Annotated in this window: 16 protein-coding genes and 1 pseudogene; 11 read left to right on the top strand and 6 right to left on the bottom strand. The window is 75.0% G+C overall.

What is annotated here, in order from left to right:
- Positions 1 to 2 precede the first annotated feature (2 nt).
- Positions 3 to 767: an enoyl-CoA hydratase/isomerase family protein gene (locus V2J85_RS10050; RefSeq protein WP_330821397.1), complete on the top strand. Its 765-nt coding sequence runs from the start codon at positions 3 to 5 to the stop codon at positions 765 to 767.
- A 105-nt stretch (positions 768 to 872) separates the two neighbouring features.
- On the opposite strand, the gene V2J85_RS10045 is transcribed toward V2J85_RS10050, so the two are convergent.
- On the bottom strand, positions 873 to 1,406 hold the full coding sequence (locus tag V2J85_RS10045; protein WP_330821396.1) for a gamma carbonic anhydrase family protein: 534 nt from the start codon (positions 1,404 to 1,406) through the stop codon (positions 873 to 875).
- Positions 1,407 to 1,550: 144 nt separating this feature from the next.
- On the opposite strand from V2J85_RS10045, the gene V2J85_RS10040 reads away from it, so the two are divergent.
- Positions 1,551 to 2,315, top strand: coding sequence for an acyltransferase (locus V2J85_RS10040; RefSeq protein WP_330821395.1), 765 nt, complete (start codon positions 1,551 to 1,553; stop codon positions 2,313 to 2,315).
- Between the two features lie 20 nt (positions 2,316 to 2,335).
- Here V2J85_RS10040 and V2J85_RS10035 read toward each other — a convergent pair whose 3' ends face one another.
- Positions 2,336 to 3,205, bottom strand: a complete 870-nt coding sequence (locus V2J85_RS10035) for a DMT family transporter (protein ID WP_261954347.1) — start codon at positions 3,203 to 3,205, stop codon at positions 2,336 to 2,338.
- 105 nt (positions 3,206 to 3,310) lie between these two features.
- On the opposite strand from V2J85_RS10035, the gene V2J85_RS10030 reads away from it, so the two are divergent.
- From V2J85_RS10030 to V2J85_RS10020, 3 genes are all read left to right on the top strand, one after another.
- Positions 3,311 to 3,883 (top strand): helix-turn-helix domain-containing protein, encoded by a 573-nt coding sequence (locus V2J85_RS10030; RefSeq protein ID WP_261954346.1) that lies wholly within the window; start codon positions 3,311 to 3,313, stop codon positions 3,881 to 3,883.
- 42 nt (positions 3,884 to 3,925) lie between these two features.
- On the top strand, positions 3,926 to 4,483 hold the full coding sequence (locus V2J85_RS10025; RefSeq protein ID WP_261954345.1) for a YbaK/EbsC family protein: 558 nt from the start codon (positions 3,926 to 3,928) through the stop codon (positions 4,481 to 4,483).
- 83 nt (positions 4,484 to 4,566) lie between these two features.
- Positions 4,567 to 5,289 carry a tetratricopeptide repeat protein gene (locus V2J85_RS10020; protein ID WP_330821394.1) on the top strand — a complete coding sequence of 241 codons (723 nt, stop codon included), beginning with the start codon at positions 4,567 to 4,569 and terminating at the stop codon, positions 5,287 to 5,289.
- Between the two features lie 46 nt (positions 5,290 to 5,335).
- Here V2J85_RS10020 and V2J85_RS10015 read toward each other — a convergent pair whose 3' ends face one another.
- The 3 genes from V2J85_RS10015 to V2J85_RS10005 form a co-directional block, all read right to left on the bottom strand.
- A complete protein-coding gene (locus tag V2J85_RS10015) occupies positions 5,336 to 5,836 on the bottom strand; it encodes a GNAT family N-acetyltransferase (RefSeq protein WP_261954343.1) in 501 nt (166 codons plus the stop codon).
- 25 nt (positions 5,837 to 5,861) lie between these two features.
- Positions 5,862 to 6,269, bottom strand: a complete 408-nt coding sequence (locus tag V2J85_RS10010; protein ID WP_265364206.1) for a CoA-binding protein — start codon at positions 6,267 to 6,269, stop codon at positions 5,862 to 5,864.
- Between the two features lie 164 nt (positions 6,270 to 6,433).
- Positions 6,434 to 7,225, bottom strand: a complete 792-nt coding sequence (locus tag V2J85_RS10005) for a type VII secretion system-associated protein (protein ID WP_330821393.1) — start codon at positions 7,223 to 7,225, stop codon at positions 6,434 to 6,436.
- Between the two features lie 264 nt (positions 7,226 to 7,489).
- Between V2J85_RS10005 and V2J85_RS10000 the strand changes: the two genes are divergently transcribed.
- The 6 genes and pseudogenes from V2J85_RS10000 to V2J85_RS09980 all read left to right on the top strand — a co-directional run bounded on the left by V2J85_RS10000 (position 7,490) and on the right by V2J85_RS09980 (position 16,082).
- A complete protein-coding gene (locus V2J85_RS10000; RefSeq protein WP_261954267.1) occupies positions 7,490 to 8,125 on the top strand; it encodes a YigZ family protein in 636 nt (211 codons plus the stop codon).
- A gap of 167 nt (positions 8,126 to 8,292) precedes the next feature.
- On the top strand, positions 8,293 to 9,804 hold the full coding sequence (locus V2J85_RS09995) for an APC family permease (protein WP_330821392.1): 1,512 nt from the start codon (positions 8,293 to 8,295) through the stop codon (positions 9,802 to 9,804).
- 63 nt (positions 9,805 to 9,867) lie between these two features.
- Positions 9,868 to 11,430 (top strand): alpha/beta hydrolase, encoded by a 1,563-nt coding sequence (locus V2J85_RS09990; protein ID WP_261954265.1) that lies wholly within the window; start codon positions 9,868 to 9,870, stop codon positions 11,428 to 11,430.
- Positions 11,427 to 11,528 (top strand): annotated as a pseudogene (locus tag V2J85_RS41275) (hypervirulence associated TUDOR domain-containing protein); the annotation flags it as partial. The gene V2J85_RS09990 and the pseudogene V2J85_RS41275, both read left to right, overlap by 4 nt.
- Positions 11,529 to 11,739: 211 nt before the next feature.
- Complete coding sequence (locus V2J85_RS09985; protein ID WP_330821391.1) at positions 11,740 to 12,906, top strand: exonuclease SbcCD subunit D; 1,167 nt, start codon at positions 11,740 to 11,742, stop codon at positions 12,904 to 12,906.
- Positions 12,903 to 16,082 (top strand): SMC family ATPase, encoded by a 3,180-nt coding sequence (locus tag V2J85_RS09980; protein ID WP_330821390.1) that lies wholly within the window; start codon positions 12,903 to 12,905, stop codon positions 16,080 to 16,082. The genes V2J85_RS09985 and V2J85_RS09980 overlap by 4 nt, the downstream gene beginning before the upstream one ends.
- Positions 16,083 to 16,112: 30 nt before the next feature.
- On the opposite strand, the gene V2J85_RS09975 is transcribed toward V2J85_RS09980, so the two are convergent.
- Positions 16,113 to 16,559: an Lrp/AsnC family transcriptional regulator gene (locus tag V2J85_RS09975; RefSeq protein ID WP_261954262.1), complete on the bottom strand. Its 447-nt coding sequence runs from the start codon at positions 16,557 to 16,559 to the stop codon at positions 16,113 to 16,115.
- Between the last annotated feature and the right edge of the window lie 37 nt (positions 16,560 to 16,596).

The raw sequence follows: 16,596 nt of genomic DNA, 5'->3' as shown, positions 1-16,596 counted from the left end.
CCATGATGCACGACTTCAAGTCCCTCCTCGTCTCCCAGGAAGGGCCCGTCCTCAGGGTGCAGTTGAACTGCCCGGAGACCGGCAACGCCATTTCCGGGCCGATCCTCGACGAGCTGCTCGCGGTCCTGGGGGCCCTGGACGACGAGACCGGCATCAGGGTGCTGATCCTCTCCGGCGCGGGCGACGACTTCTGCCTCGGCGGCGACCGCGCGGAATTCCCCGCCCTGCTCGCGGCCGACCCCAGTGGTGTGGAGCTGCGGGCGCTCGCCAACAAGGCCCGCCGGGTGTGTGACGCCCTCGCGACCACCGACGTCGTGACCATCGCGCGGCTGCACGGCGGCGTGGTCGGGGCCGGTGTGGGGCTCGCCGTCTTCTGCGATCTGCGGGTCGGCGCGGACAACTGCCGCTTCCGGCTGCCGGAACTGGGTCTGGGCGTGCCGCCCGCCTGGGGCGGCATCATGCCGCGGCTGCTGAGCGAGGGAGGCGCCGCCAGAGTGCGCGAGCTGATACTGACGGCCGACAACTTCGACGCCGTCACCGCGCAGGAGCTCTCCCTCCTCCACAAGGTCGTGCCCGTGGATCAGCTCGACAGCACCGTCACGCGCTGGACCAAGCCGCTGATCCGCCGCTCTCCCGCGGCCCTGCGGACCGCCAAGCTGATGATGAACGGGTACGCCAACGCCCACCGCCTCGCGGACGCCTCCCTCTTCGACGCCGAGCTGCTGTCGTCGGCGCTCACCGTCGCCGCGTCGGCCGGGCGTCGCTGAGGTTCCGCCGGACGTCGCCGGGTCCCTCCACGGTCCGCCTCCGCGACACCCCGCGGCCGCGGCGCGGTCCCCACGCCCGCCCCGCGGCCCCCGCCCCGGTGTTCCTCAGTCCTCCGCCACCGCTTCCCGGTGCCCGGCCGCCAGTTCCAAATACATCGCCGCGTTGACCCGGATCATCTCGCGCTCCTCGGCGGTCAGTTCCCGCTTGACCTTCGCCGGTACGCCGGCGACGAGGGAGCCGGGCGGCACCCGCATGCCCTGCGGGACCAGTGCCTGGGCGGCGACCAGTGAGCCGGCGCCGATGTGGGCGCCGTTGAGGACCGTGGCGCCCATGCCGATGAGGACGTCGTCCTCGACGGTGCAGCCGTGCAGCACCGCGTTGTGGCCGACCGAGACCCGGTCGCCGACGGTCACCGGGAAGCCCGGGTCGACGTGGACCGTGCAGTTGTCCTGGATGTTGCTGTCGGCGCCGAGCACGATCGGGCCGCAGTCGGCCCGCAGCACCGCGTGGTACCAGACGCTGGCGCCCGCGGCCAGGGTGACCTCGCCGATCACCACGGACGTCGGGGCGGTGAACGCCGTCGGGTCCACCTTCGGTTCCTTGCCGCCCACCGGTGAAATCAACGCCCGTTCCGCCATCTCTGGATCTCCTCGCCGTTTGTGCGCCGCGCCCCCAGCACCGTAGACGACGCACGGGCCGGCGGACCGGGCGGTCGGCCGGTGGGGCGAAGATCACAGCCCGGTGCGCGGTGCGGCACCCGGGGTGCTGAGTACGGTGTGCGGGTGCCGACAAACCAGAACGTGTTCTCGTCCCTGGCGGCCTGGCGGCGCCGGGCCGTGTCGCGCGCCGTTCATCGCGGCGCGCGCTGGGTGCGGGAGGCCGCGGCCGTCACGGCCGACCGGCCAGGCCCCTACCGCTTCCGCCGCATCGGCACCGGCACGCGGCTCGCGTTCCCGCAGGGCACCGTCTTCGGCGACCCCTGGATCGAGCTCGGCGACCACTGCATCATCGCCCAGGACGTGACGCTCACGGCGGGCATGATGCCGGACCTCGACCTCGGCCCGGAGCCGATCCTCACGCTGGGGAACGGCGTGGTCCTCGGCCGCGGCAGCCATGTGATCGCCGATGTCCGGCTGACGATCGGCGACGACTGCTTCTTCGGCCCCGGTGTGTACGTCACCACCACCAACCACAGTTACGACGATCCCGAGGTGCCGGTCGGCAAGCAGTGGCCGCGCAGCGATCCGGTCAGCATCGGCCCCGGCAGCTGGATCGGCACCGGTGCGGTCATCCTGCCCGGTGCCCGGCTGGGCCGGAACGTGGTGGTCGCGGCCGGTGCCGTGGTCCGTGGCGAGGTCCCCGACCATGCGGTGGTCGCCGGCGCGCCCGCCAAGGTGGTCCGCCGCTGGGACCCGGCGACGGGCTGGCAGCCGCCGCTGCGCACCCCGGCGCCGGTGCCGATCCCGGAGGGCGTCACGCCCCAGCAGCTGGTGGCGCTGGGGGAGTGGGCGGCGGACGAGGCCGCGGCGCCCGCCGGGGAGGCGTAGCGACGCGGCCTGACGGGGTGTCAGCCGCCGGAGGCGAGCAGGACCGAGCCGACCAGCGCGAGGGAGGCGCCGGCCGTCTGTATCGCCCGCATCCGCTCCTTGAGGACGCCCAGCGCGGCGAGCGCGGTGACGACGGGGTAGAGGGAGGCGAGCACCGCGGCCATGGTGACCGGGCCGTGCTGGGCGGCGAGGGAGTACGTGCCGTTCGCGGCGACGTCCGCGATGCCCACGAAGGCGAGCATCGGCAGCGAGCCCTTGAGGGCCGCGAACCCGCCCTCGGGCAGCGCCGGGGTGCCGCGCCGCACCGACGCGTACAGGGCGGCGCCGCCGACCGCGACATTGCACACCCGCTGCACGAACAGCGCGAGGAACAGCCCGGTCACGGTCGTGGACGCCTCCGCGATCAGCGCCATCACCGCGCCGAAGCCGAGTGCCGAGACCAGCGTCAGCACGATCGTCTGGCGGGCGATGGACGCGCCGCTGACCTTGGGGCCGCCGGCCAGCAGCACCCCGACGACCGCCACGACCATGCCGGCGGCCTGCAGCAGGCCGGGCCGTTCGCCCGCCACGATGCCCACGCCGAGCGGTACCAGCACGGTGCCGAGCGCGGCGAGCGGGGAGACCACGCCCATCGGGCCGAGCGCCAGGGCGCGGTAGAAGCAGAGCATCGCGGCCGGGCCGACGACGCCCGCGCCGACCGCGAACCACAGCTGCGGCCCGGCCTCCCGCCAGCCGCCGGTCGCCACCACGATGGCGCCCAGGACCACGGCGGCCAGGGTTTGCGAGACGACCACGACGGTCAGCGCCTGGAATCGTCGGGTGAGCAGTCCGCCCCCGAAGTCGGCGAGCCCCCAAAGGAGGCTGGTGGCCAGGGCGAAGACCGCTGTCATGGTGAAACCTCGCAGTACAGTGAACCGGACGCTGAAGTACACCACACCGTAGTCCAACAAACTGAACTGCAGCATCTAATTTATTGGCCTCGACTTGGACGGACCGTGACGGACCTCGACCAGCTCACGCAGTCGCTCGCCCGCAACCTCAAGCACTGGCGCGCCGAGCGCGGCTACACCCTCGACGCTCTGGCGGCCCGCGCCGGCGTCAGCCGCGGCATGATCATCCAGATCGAGCAGGCCCGTACGAACCCGAGCGTGGGAACCACCGTCAAGATCGCCGACGCGCTCGGCGTCAGCATCACCACGCTCCTCGACTACGAACAGGGCCCCCAGGTCCGCATCGTCGGTCCGGGCGAGGCGGTCCGGCTGTGGTCCACCGAGGCGGGCAGCTTCACCAAGCTCCTCGTCGGCGCCGAGGCACCCGGCCCCTTCGAACTGTGGGACTGGCGGCTGATGCCCGGCGACGACAGCGCCTCCGACCCCCACCCGCCCGGCACCGTCGAACTGCTCCACGTCCGCGCCGGCACCCTCACCCTCGTCGTCGACGGCGTCGACCACACCGTGCCGGCCGGCGCCTCGGCGACGTTCGAGGCCAAAGTCCCGCACGGCTATCGCAACGACGGAACCGAACCGGTCGAGATGACCATGTCCGTGATCATCCAGCTCGCCCGCTGAGACGGTCCCGCGGCGGCCGGCTCCGGCTGTTAACTTGGCGCCATGCCCGTCCCGATGGATGCCTTTGACGAGGTCCGGCCCGCCGTCGAGTGCCTGGACCAGCTGACCGAGCCCGTCGCCGCGGCGATCCGCGCCTGGAGCGGCTCCGTACCGGTCGAGGAGTTCCGCTTCGTCGACACCGACCCGGCCATCGCGGACACCGCCCTGCTCGTCGAGCACTACGGCCCCTGGCTGCTGGAGCAGTCGGCGAACTGCGTGGTGGTGGCCGGCAGGCGCGGCGGCGAGACCACCCTGGCCGGCTGCGTCGTCCTGTCCCACACCCGCGTCGACGTCAACGGCGTGGTGCGCCGCCAACTCGGCGCGCGCAAGGCGTCGTTCGCGCCGATGGACCGGGCGGTCGGCGAGAGCGGCATGGAATACGGCGGTATCACCCCCATCGGCCTGCCCGCCGACTGGCCGCTGCTCGTCGACGCCGCCGTCGCCGACACCCCGTACGCCCTGATCGGCAGCGGCAGCCGCCGCGGCAAGCTCATCGTCCCCGGCAAGGCACTGGCCGAACTCCCCGGCGCCACGGTCCTGGACGGCCTGGGCGTCGCCTAGTCGCGGCCTTCCGGGCCCTTTTGGAGCGGTCGGTGGAACCGTGACGGCCCCGGATGTCAGTGCCCGCGCCTAGCCTGCGGCACATGACGATCGACGACGAGAGGCTGACGCGGCTGCGGACCGCCGCGACGGCCGGTGATGCCGACGCCGCCTTCGCGCTGGGGCGGCTGCTGTGCCTGACGGCCACCGGCCCGGCGGACGTGCCGGAAGACATCGACGGCGCCGGGCAGAGCTGGCCGGAGGAACCCTGGCTGCGCGCGGCCCTCGGCAGACATCCCGGCCACGTCCCTGCCCTGACCCTGCTGGCCGGACGGCTGGCCCAGCAGATCGACTTCTGGCAGAACATATGCGAGCTCAACCCCGAGGCCGCCGAGGGGTACGGGGAGGACGAGACCACCATCGGGCGGCGGCAGGCCGAGGCGGAAGACCTCCTCGCCCGGGCAGGCGCCGCCGGGACCGGGCACCACACCTCCGGACCGTACGGCTTCTACGTGCTGGACGACACCGGCTGGAGCGGTTCGACCGCGCACTGCGCGACGATCGTCGCCTCCCGCCCCGATGAGCTGCGCTGGGCGTGCGACCAGTGGTTCTCGGTCGTCGGGGGCTGCGGGCTGAGCGGGGCCCCGATCCTCACCGCGTACGCGCACGGCGAGGAGGTGAGCGTCGTCCACCTCGCCGAACACTTCAAGGGGACCGTCGACTGGGACACCGTCAGCCTTCCGCCCCTGAGCGGCGAAGAGCTGCCGCCGGGGCTCCCGGTGCCGGGCAGCGGCCTCCACTACGGCTTCGCGGCCCGGGTGGAGTAGGGCAGCCGCCGCCGGAGCTCCCGGTCGCCCCGGGCCGTCCGCCCGCTCAGTCGGCCGTGCGCCGCACGCGGGCGCGCAGGTCCAGCGACAGCGGTGTGGAGTGCTCGTGGAACCCCAGGCTGCGGTACAGCGGTTCGGCGCCGTCCGTGGCGTGCAGGTCGACGCGGCTGACGCCCTGCTCCGCGAACCAGTCGAGCAGGGCCTCGGTGGTGGCGCGGGCATAGCCGCGGCCCCGATAGCGCGGATCCGTGCAGACGTTGAAGACGAAGCCGAAGCGGCCCGAGGGGTGGCCCGGCGCCGGCAGCCGCTGCTCCACCGTCCCGACCGCACACGCCGCCAGATGCGGCGCCCCGGCCGCCCCGTCGCCCGCCACCACGAACGCACCCAGCCGCGGCTCCGGCCCGGACAGCAGCCGGCGCGCCACCGCCTCCGCCTCCTGCTCCCAACCGCCGGGCTGGTCCTCGCCGTTCATCGCCCGGAACATCAGCCGGCGCAGCCGGACCAGTTCGGCGGCGTCCCCGGGGGCGGCGGCCCGTATCTCGATCATGTCCGGACGCTAGCGCACCCCAGGCTCAGCCCAAACGCGGTATCTCAATGGCCGGACAACGGTCCATGACCATGTCCAGACCGGCATCGCGCACGCGGTTCCAGGCCCCCTCGTCGACCACGCCGAGCTGGAACCAGACGGCCCTCGCACCGGCCGCCACGGCCTCGTCGGCGACCGGCCCCGCCAGCTCGCTGTTGACGAACACATCGACCACGTCGACCGGGAACGGGATCGCGTCCAGCGAGGAGTAGCCCGGCTCGCCGTGCACCGTCTCGGCCTTCGGGTGCACCGGAACGATGCGCTTGCCGTAGCGCTGCAGCACCTCGGCCACGCCGTACGCGGCCCGCCGCTCGTTGTTCGACAGGCCCACGACGGCCCAGGTGTCGCCGAGCTCGGTGAGGATCCTGCGGATCGTACTGGGATCGCCGTACACGCACTGCCTCCTGCTCAGGGAAGGTTCTCGTGCGGATCAACGGCCGGCACCGCCGGAAGATTCCCGCCCGGGCCACGGCGAGCGGGTCCGCGGACGCAGGCGCCCCGCCCGAAGGGGAAGGCGGGCGGGGCGGGTTCTTTATTAGTGGGGCGGGGCGGAGGCGGTCAGCGGCGGGCGCGGACGACTGTGCCGCCGGCCAGCCCGGCGCCGACGACGGTGCTGCCGGTGGCGGCCCGGGCCGGCTTGCCGATCGCCCGGCCGCCGCCCACCGGCTCGACGCCGCCGGCCCCGGTGCCGGGCCGCAGCGCCCCGTTCGCGGCCGCCTCCCGGGCCCCCTCCGGCGCCTGGGCGGACGTCCCGGCCAGCGCGGCACGCAGTTCCTCGGTGTCGACCAGCATGCTCACCGGCCCGGTCGGGTTGAGGTACAGCGCGTGGCCCGGCGGAAGCTGGTCGACGAGGTCGGCCACCGGGCGCCGGTCGTACAGCAGCCGTCCCACCGACTCCAGGTAGCCCTCCGAGGTGTAGACCGGGATCACCGGGGTGCCCTCGGGCGAGGCGGCGGCCAGCGGGGTGCCGGTCGCGGTGACCAGGACGGACACCTCGGCCCGCGCCAGCGCCTCGGTGACGTCCTGCCCGGGCCCGTAACCGGTCGCGGCCAGCTGCACCGCGCGGTCCACCGGATCGACCGGCTCCGACCACTCCAGCATCTGCGGCGACGGCCGGTACTCCGGGTTGTCCCGCCACTCCTCGATCTCGCCGGTCGGCCCGGAGCGCCACTGCCCGATCAGCGCCCAGAGCGGGGGCGGCCCCTCGCCCTGCCACGTCAGATCCACCAGGGCCAGCCAGTGGTCGGGCGCCTCGCGTGCCGCCTCGACGACCTCCGGCGGGGGCTCGGGCATGTCCTCGCCCGTCAGGGGCTCGCCCGCCGTCATCGCCGACTGTGTGCTCTCTTCCATGCAGCCCTCCGCCAACCCGCCGTTCCGTTCCTGCGCGTACGCGCGGGGCCCCGGAAACACGAGGCTCTCGCACTGGCCTCACAGTGCCCACGGCCGGCCCCGACGTCTCCCCGACGCACCGTGCGGACGGGGCGGGTACGCCGCCTGGCCGTGCGGACTGCGCCCGTCCGGCGGACCCCCGCGCCCTTTTGGCGGACGGCCCAGCGCGGCGCGGGCGGCCGGGACCGGGAGCCCGCTGTCACAGGGGCCGCATAGGCTGGAGCGATGCAGGAGCAGTACCGCACGCTCGCGCGCGAGGGTGTCCACGAGATCGAGATCAACAAGTCCCGCTTCCTCTGCGCGCTCGCGCCCGTCGCGAACGAGACCGAGGCGCAGGACTTCATCGCGCGCATCCGCAAGGAGCACCCCACCGCACGCCACCACTGCTGGGCGTACGTCCTCGGTGCCGACGGCGGCGTGCAGAAGGCCAGCGACGACGGCGAGCCGGGCGGGACCGCGGGCGTCCCGATGCTGCAGATGCTGCTCCGCCGCGAGGTGCGCTACGTCGTCGCCGTCGTCACCCGCTATTTCGGCGGCGTCAAGCTCGGCGCCGGCGGGCTGATACGCGCCTACGCCGGCGTCGTCGGCGAGGCCCTGGACACGCTGGGCACGGTCACCCGGCAGCGCTTCCGGCTGGCCACGGTCACCGTCGACCACCAGCGGGCCGGCCGGGTCGAGAACGACCTGCGGACCACGGGCCGCGCGGTGCGGGAGGTGACGTACGGCGCGGAGGTGCGCATCGAGGTCGGGCTGCCGGAGGCCGAGCTGGACGCGTTCCGCGGCTGGCTCGCGGACGCGACGGCCGGCACGGCCCGGCTGGAGCTCGGCGGCGAGGCGTACGGGGAGGCCGGGGAGGTCTGACCGGCGGCGGGCCCTGCGGGAGAGCGGCCGGGCGCGGCGGAAAGTCCGGTCCGTACCGGTGCGCGGCGGCGCCGGGCGTGTCAGCCTGTGGCGGGGCGGACGGGTGCCGCACCGGCGAGCGGCGGGGGCCGAAGCTCCGCCGTGCCGGCACGAGAAGGGGGCCGCCGATGCCTGAACTCCTCGGCCAGCACGTGGGATTCGTCCGCCGGATCGGACTGTTCCAGGCCACCGCCATCAACATGAGCCAGATGTGCGGCATCGGCCCGTTCGTCACCATCCCGCTGATGGTCGCCGCCTTCGGCGGACCGCAGGCCGTCGTCGGATTCCTCGCCGGCGCGGTCCTGGCGCTCGCGGACGGGCTGGTCTGGGCCGAGCTGGGCGCCTCGCTGCCCGGCGCCGGCGGCAGCTACGTCTATCTGCGGCAGGCGTTCCAGTACCGCACCGGCAAGTTGATGCCGTTCCTGTTCGTCTGGACGGCCATGCTGTTCATCCCGCTGGGGATGTCCACCGGCGTGATCGGCTTCGTGCAGTACCTGGGCTATCTGTGGCCGGGGATGAGCCAGGGCCAGGGCGACGCCGTCGGACTCGTGGTCACCGTGGGCATCATGGTGCTGCTGTGGCGGCGGGTGGAGCGGATCGCCCGGCTCACCGTCGTCCTCTGGGCGGTGATGATCGCCGCCGTCGTCCTCGTCATCGTCGCCGCGTTCACCCACTTCAGCGCGGAGCGTGCCTTCACCTACCCCGCGCACGCCTTCGAGCTGACGGCCGGTCACTTCTGGGTGGGCTTCGCGGCCGGGCTGACCATCGGCATCTACGACTACCTCGGCTACAACACCATCGCCTACATGGGCGCCGAGATCCGCGACCCCGGCCGGACCGTCCCGCGCGCGATCATCGCCGCCATCCTCGGCATCATGGCCATCTACCTGCTGCTGCAGATCGGCACGCTCGGCGTCGTCGACTGGCGGGAGATGCTCGACCCGCACTCGACGGCGTCCTCGTCCGTCGCCTCCGCCGTGCTGGAACGGGCCTGGGGCAGGGGCGCGGCCGACACCGTCACCGTGCTCATCCTCGTCACCGCCGTCGCCTCCGTCTTCACCGGGCTCCTCGGCGGCTCCCGGGTCCCCTACGACGCCGCCCGCGACCGGGTCTTCTTCCGCCCGTACGGCACCCTCCACCCGCGCCACCGGTTCCCGGTACTCGGCCTGCTCACCATGGGGGTGGTGATGGCGGCCGGCTTCCTCCTGGGCCGGCACACCGACCTCGCCACCATCATCCAGCTGCTCACCACCGTCATGGTGATCGTGCAGTCGCTGGCCCAGGTCGCCGCGGTCACCGTGCTGCGCCGCCGCCAGCCGGCCCTGCGCCGCCCCTACCGGATGTGGCTCTACCCGCTCCCCGGACTCCTCGCGCTCGTCGGCTGGCTGGTGATCTACGGCTACGGGGACCGCAACGCGCCCGGCCGGCACCCCATCGAATGGTCGCTGGCCTGGGTCGCCGCGGGTGTCGTGGCGTTCCTCCTCTGGGCCCGTGTCGAGAAGGAGTGGCCGTTCGGGCCGAAGCGGATCGACGAGCGCTACCTGGACGGTGGCGCGCCGCACCGGGAGGCGGACGAGGACGACGGCGCGGACGACCGCCCGGCAGAGGGCGAGGCCAGCGCCTCCGGCGCCGGGGGATAACCCCACCCCGGGTCTCGTGGCTGCCGGATGGGAGCCGGGGCGCGGCTCAACCACTCTTGTCCCATGACGAGTTACCCACGACGCGCCCTCCTCCTCGGCCTCTCCGCGACGGCGGTCGCGGCCACCCTGACCGGTTTCGCCCCGCCTGCCCCCGCCGCCCCCGCCGGCGCACCCGCGCCCCTTGCTTGGCGGCCCTGCGCCCGACCCGGCGGCCCCGCCGGACAGGAGTGCGCCGACCTGGCCGTACCGGTCGACTACCGGCACCCGGACGGCCCGCAGTTGACCGTCGCGGTGTCCCGGCTGCGCAGTGACCGGCCCGCCGCCCGGCGCGGCACCCTGCTGCTGATCCCGGGCGGCCCCGGCGGCTCGGGGGTGCAGCGGCTCGCGCAGAAGGGGGAGGCGCTGCGCAAGGCCACGGGCGGGGCGTACGACCTGGTCGGTCTGGACCCGCGCGGAGTGGGCGGCAGCACCACGGCGGGCTGCGGCCTGGCGCCCGCCGACCGCTATCTGGTGAGCCTGCGCTCCTGGCCCTCCCCGGACGGCGCCATCACCGACAACGTCGCCCGCGCCCGGCGCGTCGCCGACGCCTGCCACCGCCACGGCGGCGCCGTCCTGCGCAGCATCTCCACCGCCAGCGAGGTCCGCGACATCGACCGCTTCCGGCAGGCGCTCGGCGAGCGGAAACTCTCGGCCTGGGGCGTCTCCTACGGGACGTACGTCGGCGCCGTCTACGCCCAGAAGTACCCGCAGCACACCGGCCGTTGGGTGCTGGACAGCAGCGGCGACCCCGACCCGGCGCGGGTCGAGCGGGGCTGGCTGGCGAACATGTCGGCCGCCGCGGACGACCGGTTCCCCGACTTCGCCGCCTGGGCCGCCGACCCGGCCCGCGACAAGGACGGCCTGCGGCTGGCCGCCCGACCCGAGGACGTCCGCCCGCTGTTCCTCGCACTGGCCGCCAAACTGGACCGCGCGCCCAAGGAGTCCACCACCGCGTCCGTGCCGCTGACCGGCAACATGCTGCGGCAGGCGCTGCAGAACGCCCTCTACAGCGACGCCTTCTTCGCGCCGCTGGCCCGGCTCGTCCAGCAGGCCCAGGACCCGGCCGCCCGCCCGGAGCTGCCCGCCGACCTCGCCGGGCCGCTGCCCGACACCGACGCCACCGCCATCATGGCGACCCTGTGCAACGACGTGCGCTGGCCGGCGTCGGTCCCCGCCCACCGCCGCGCGGTCGCCGCCGACCGGGCCCGCCACCCGCTCACCGCCGGCATGCCGGCGAACATCACGCCCTGCTCCTTCTGGAAGGACGCGCCGGACCCCCGGCCCACCCGGATCACCGGCGACGGACCGTCCAACATCCTGATGCTGCAGAACCTCCGGGACCCCTCCACCCCCTACTTCGGTGCCCTGAAGATGCGGCAGGCCCTCGGTGACCGCGCCCGCCTGGTCACCCTCGACCACGGCGGCCACGGCGCCTACCTCGCCAACGGCACCGCCTGCGGCGACCGCACGGTCACCACCTTCCTCACCACCGGCCGCCGCCCGGCCCACGACGTCCGCTGCGCGGACCCGGCCGCCGCCCCGCAGGCCGCGGGGACCGGCCTCCGGGAGAATTCCCCCGGGAGGTGAGTCCCACCCGGGCCGCCGGCCGCACCGTCGACGCCTCCGAGGAGGAACCGCGGTACGAGGTGCGCAGCGAGAAGTCCGGCAAGGCGGCCGTGCACGAACGCGGGGCCCTGCGGAGGAAGACCGTGCACGAACCCGGGGCCCTGCGGAAGAAGAGGCGACGCCCGGAAGGCACCGACGCGCCGCCCCGGGACGCGAGGCCGGTACCGGGCCGGCCCGCGCCGGCGGCTACCCTGGGCACGGCCGGCCGGCGGACCCCGGGCGGCGCGAAGGACGGACCGGGAGGGGAAACGTGCAGGTCGGAGCGGTCGATTGAGGCTTCTGCACACCTCCGACTGGCACCTGGGCCGGTCCTTCCACCGGGTCGGCCTTCTCACCGCCCAGCGCGCCTTCCTCGACCACCTCGTGGCGACGGTGCGCGACCGGGAGATCGACGCCGTGCTCGTCGCGGGCGACGTCTACGACCGGGCAGTGCCGCCGCTCGCCGCCGTCGAACTCTTCGACGAGGCGCTGCACCGGCTCGCCGACCTGGGCGTCCCGACCGTGATGATCTCCGGCAACCACGACTCCGCCCGCCGGCTGGGCGTCGGCTCGGGTCTCATGGAACGGGCCGGCATCCACCTGCGCACCGACCCGGCCGGCTGCGGCACCCCCGTGCTGCTGCACGACGCGCACGGCCCGGTCGCGCTCTACGGCCTGCCGTACCTCGAACCCGCCATGGTGCGCGACGCCCTCGGCGCGCCCCGGGCCGACCACGCGGCGGTGCTGGGCGCGGCGATGGACACGGTGCGCGCCGACCTCGCCGGCCGGCCGCCGGGGACCCGTTCGGTGGTGCTGGCGCACGCCTTCGTCACCGGCGGCGCGGTCAGCGACAGCGAACGGGACATCACCGTCGGCGGCGTCGCCTCCGTGCCCGCGGCCGTGTTCGACGGCGTCGACTACGCCGCGCTCGGCCATCTGCACGGCTGCCAGACCCTCACCGAACGGATCCGCTACTCCGGCTCCCCGCTGGCGTACTCGTTCTCCGAGGCCACGCACCGCAAATCGATGTGGCTGGTCGACCTCGACGCGGACGGGGCGGTGCACGCGGAGCGGGTGGACTGCCCGGTGCCGCGGCCGCTGGCCCGCATCCGGGGGCCGCTGGAGCGGCTGCTCGACGACCCGGCACTGGCCGGGCACGAGGACTCCTGGGTCGAGGCGACGCTCACCGACAGCGCCCGCCCGCACGAGCCCATGGCCCGGCTCGCCCGCCGCTTCCCGCACCTCGTCAGCCTGGTCTTCGACCCCGACGAGGGGCCCGCCCGCTCGCTGGCCTCGTACGCCCAGCGGCTGCGCGGCCGCAGCGACCAGGAGATCGCCGAGGACTTCGTGGCACACGTACGGCCCGGCCGCGCGGCCGACGCGCACGAGCGGGCCGAACTGCGCTCCGCGATCGACGAGGTGCGCGCCCAGGAGATGGCGGCCGAGGGGGCACGATGAGGCTGCACCGGCTGACCGTCACCGCGTTCGGGCCGTTCGGCGGCACCCAGACCATCGACTTCGACCGGCTCGCCCGGGACGGCCTGTTCCTGCTGCACGGGCCGACCGGCGCCGGCAAGACCTCCGTCCTCGACGCCGTCTGCTTCGCGCTGTACGGGTCGGTGCCCGGGGCGCGGCAGAGCGGCCAGGCACTGCGCAGCGACCTGGCCGACCCGATGACCCTCACCGAGGTCGTCCTCGAACTCACCGTGGCCGAAAGGCGGTTGGAGATCACCCGGCTGCCCGAGCAGCCGCGGCCCAAGAAGCGCGGCAGCGGCACGACGAGGGAGAAGGCGCAGAGCCGGCTGCGGGAGTTCGTACCGGCCGGAGTGCCGGAGCGGGCGGCCGGCGGCGAGGGGCACTGGAAGGCGCTGAGCCGCTCGCACCAGGAGATCGGGGAGGAGATCGGGCAGCTGCTCGGCATGAGCAAGGAGCAGTTCTGCCAGGTCGTGCTGTTGCCGCAGGGCGAGTTCGCGCGCTTCCTGCGGGCCGACGCCGAGGCCCGGGCCCGGCTGCTCGGCCGGCTCTTCGACACCCGCCGGTTCGCCGCGCTCGAAGAGCAGCTGACCGCGCGCCGCCGGGCCGCCGCCGACGAGGTCGCGGCGGGCGACGAACGGCTGCTGGCGCTGGCGCACCGGATGGCGCAGGCGGCCGGCGGGACCGCGGACGCGGAGTCCGGTGACGCCGCGGTCTTCGCGGGGCTGCTGTCCGCCGCGGACTCCGGCCGGCGTACCGCGGCCGCGGTCCCGGCCCAGGGCGGCGCCGCCGGGCGGCGTACCGCGGGCGCGGCCGGGCGTGCCGGACGCGGCACCGGGACCGCCCCCGCCGGGCCGGACGTGCCCGGGCCGGGCGAGCCGGGATTCGCCGACGCGGTGCTGGCCGCCGCCGCCGTCGCCCGGGTGACCGCACGGGAGCGGCTGGACATCCACCGCTGCGCACTGCACCGGGCCGAGGAGGCCGAACGGCCCGCGGCCGGCCGGCTGGCGGAGGCCGGCGAACGGCACCGGCTGCAGCAGCGGTACGCGGACGCCCGCCGCCGGGCCGAGGCGCTGGAGGCCCGGGCCGCGGAACGGGACGCGACCCGGACGAGGCTGGCCCGGGCCCGCACCGCCGCGGAGGTGGCGCCCGCGCTCGCCCTGCGCGACGCCGCCGGACGCGACCTGGACGCCGCCCAGCGCGCCGACGCGGACTGCCGCGGCCTCCTGCCGCCGGCGCTCGCCGATGCCGCGGGTGACCAACTCGCCGCCAGGGAGCGGGAGTTGCGGGAGGAGCTGGGCTCGCTCGCGGCGGCCCGGCGGACCGAGCGGCGGGCCGCCGAGATCGGCGCGGAACGGGCCGCGCTGGACCGCGAGGCGCGCGCCGACGAACAGACCCTGCTGGACGCCGCCGAGTGGCTCGCCCAGTGGGACCGGGCCCGCGGCGCCCACCAGCGGCGCATCGAGACGGCCCAGGAGGCCGCGACCCGGGCCGAGCAGCTCGCCGCCCGCGTCGAACCGGCCGCCGAACGGCTCGCCGCGGCCCGGCGGCGCGACCGCCTCACCGAAGAAGTGCACGCCGCCGAACGGGAGTTGCTCGCCGCCCGGGAGCGGTCCGCGGCCGCCCACGAGGACTGGCTCGACCTCAAGGACCGGCGGCTGCGCGGGATCGCCGCCGAGCTCGCGGAGGCGCTGACGGACGGCGCGGCCTGCGTGGTGTGCGGTGCCACCGAGCACCCGGCGCCGGCCCGGGCCGGCGCCGGACATGTCGACCGCGCCACCGAGGAAGCCGCACTCGCGGCGTACCGCCGGGCCGAGGAGACCCGCCGGCAGGCGGAGCAGCGCCGCCAGTCCGCCAAGGAGGAGCTGGCCGGCGCCGCCGCCACCGCGGGCGACACCCCGGTCGCCGAACTCGCCGCGCAGGTCGAGGAGTTGCGGGACGGTCTGGCCCGCGAGCACGCCCGGGGCGCCGATCTGCACGCCGCCCGCGAGGCGCTCCAGCGCGCCGAGCGGGAACACGAACGGCGCCGCACCGAGCAGCAGCAGGCCGAGCGCCGGGCCGCCGCCCGCACCTCCCGCCGCGAGGCACTGGACGCCGAACGGGCCGCCCTGGAGCAGGAGTTGACGCGGGCCCGGGCGGACTGCGCGAGCGTGGCCGAACGGGCCGGGCACCTGGAGCGGCAGGTGGCCCGGCTGGCCGCCGCGGCCGAGGCGTCCCGTACGGCGCACTCCTGCGCCGAGCGGCTCAAGGAGGCCGACGCCGCGCTCGCCGACGCCGCCTACCGGGCCGGGTTCGACACCCCGCGGGAGGTCGCCGGGGCACTGCTGCGGGACGACGAGTGGCGGGCCCTGCAGCAGCGGCTCGACGACTGGCAGCGGGAATCCGCCGCGACCGAGGCGGAACTGGCCGACCCGGAGGTCTCCGCCGCGGCTGCCCTGCCGCCCGCGGACCCGGATGCCGCCCGGACCGCGCACCAGGAGGCGGCGGCGCGGCTGCGGACCGCCGCCACGGCCCACGCCACCGCCCAGGACCGCGCCGCCGAACTCGACCGGCTCTCCGCGCGTGCCGGGGCCGACGCCCGGGCGCTGGCCCCGCTGCGCGCCGCCCACGACCGCATCGCCCGGCTCGCCGCCCTGGCCGCCGGCACGTCCGGTGAGAACGAGCGGCGGATGCGGCTGGAGTCGTACGTCCTCGCCGCCCGGCTCGAACAGGTCGCGGCCGCGGCCAGCGCCCGGCTGCACCGGATGTCGGCCGGCCGCTACACCCTCGTCCACTCCGACGAGCGGGCCGGCGGCACCCGCCGTTCCGGGCTCGGGCTGCACGTCATCGACGGCTGGACCGGCCGGGAGCGGGACACCGCCAGCCTCTCCGGCGGGGAGACCTTCTTCGCCTCGCTCGCGCTGGCCCTCGGGCTGGCCGACGTCGTCACCGACGAGGCCGGCGGCACGCGGCTGGACACCCTCTTCATCGACGAGGGCTTCGGCAGCCTCGACGAGCAGACCCTCGACGAGGTGCTGGACGTCCTGGACTCGCTGCGCGAACGCGACCGGAGCGTCGGCATCGTCAGCCACGTCGCGGACCTCAAGGCCCGCATCCCCGCCCAGCTGGAGGTCGTCAAGGCCCGCACGGGCTCGGCGGTACGGCACCACGTGCCGCACTGAGGCCCGGGGGAGTGGGGGCGGGCGGGCCGGTCAGTGGCCGACCGGCCGGCGCGGCAGCGGTGACGAATACACCACGCTGGTGGTCACCGAGCCGAGCGCGCCGATCCGCCCGGACACCTCCTCCAGATGCTTCATGGAACGGGCCGCGACCTTGATCACGAAGCAGTCGTCGCCCGTGACGTGGTGCGCCTCCAGGATCTCCGGCGTCGTCTCCAGCAGATCGTGGAACGGCTTGTAATTGCCGTTCGGATAGCGGAGCCGTACGAAGGCCAGCACCGGCAGCCCGATCCGCTCCGGGGCGACCACCGCCGCGTACCCCGAGATCACCCCGGCCTCCTCCAGCCGCCGGACCCGCTCGGTGACGGCACTGGCGGACATGTTCACGGCGCGGGCCAGCTCGGCGTAGCCCGCGCGGCCGTTGCGCTGCAGGACGTCGAGGATGCGCCAGTCGGTGGCGTCGGGGGAATATCCGGTCATCTGCGCTGTCTAGCAGTGGAATCCCCGGTACGGCAAG

The sequence above is a fragment of the Streptomyces bugieae genome (genome assembly GCF_036352915.1).
Classification (GTDB): Bacteria; Actinomycetota; Actinomycetes; order Streptomycetales; family Streptomycetaceae; genus Streptomyces; species Streptomyces endophytica.
This window is presented reverse-complemented; position numbering and strand designations above follow the sequence as displayed.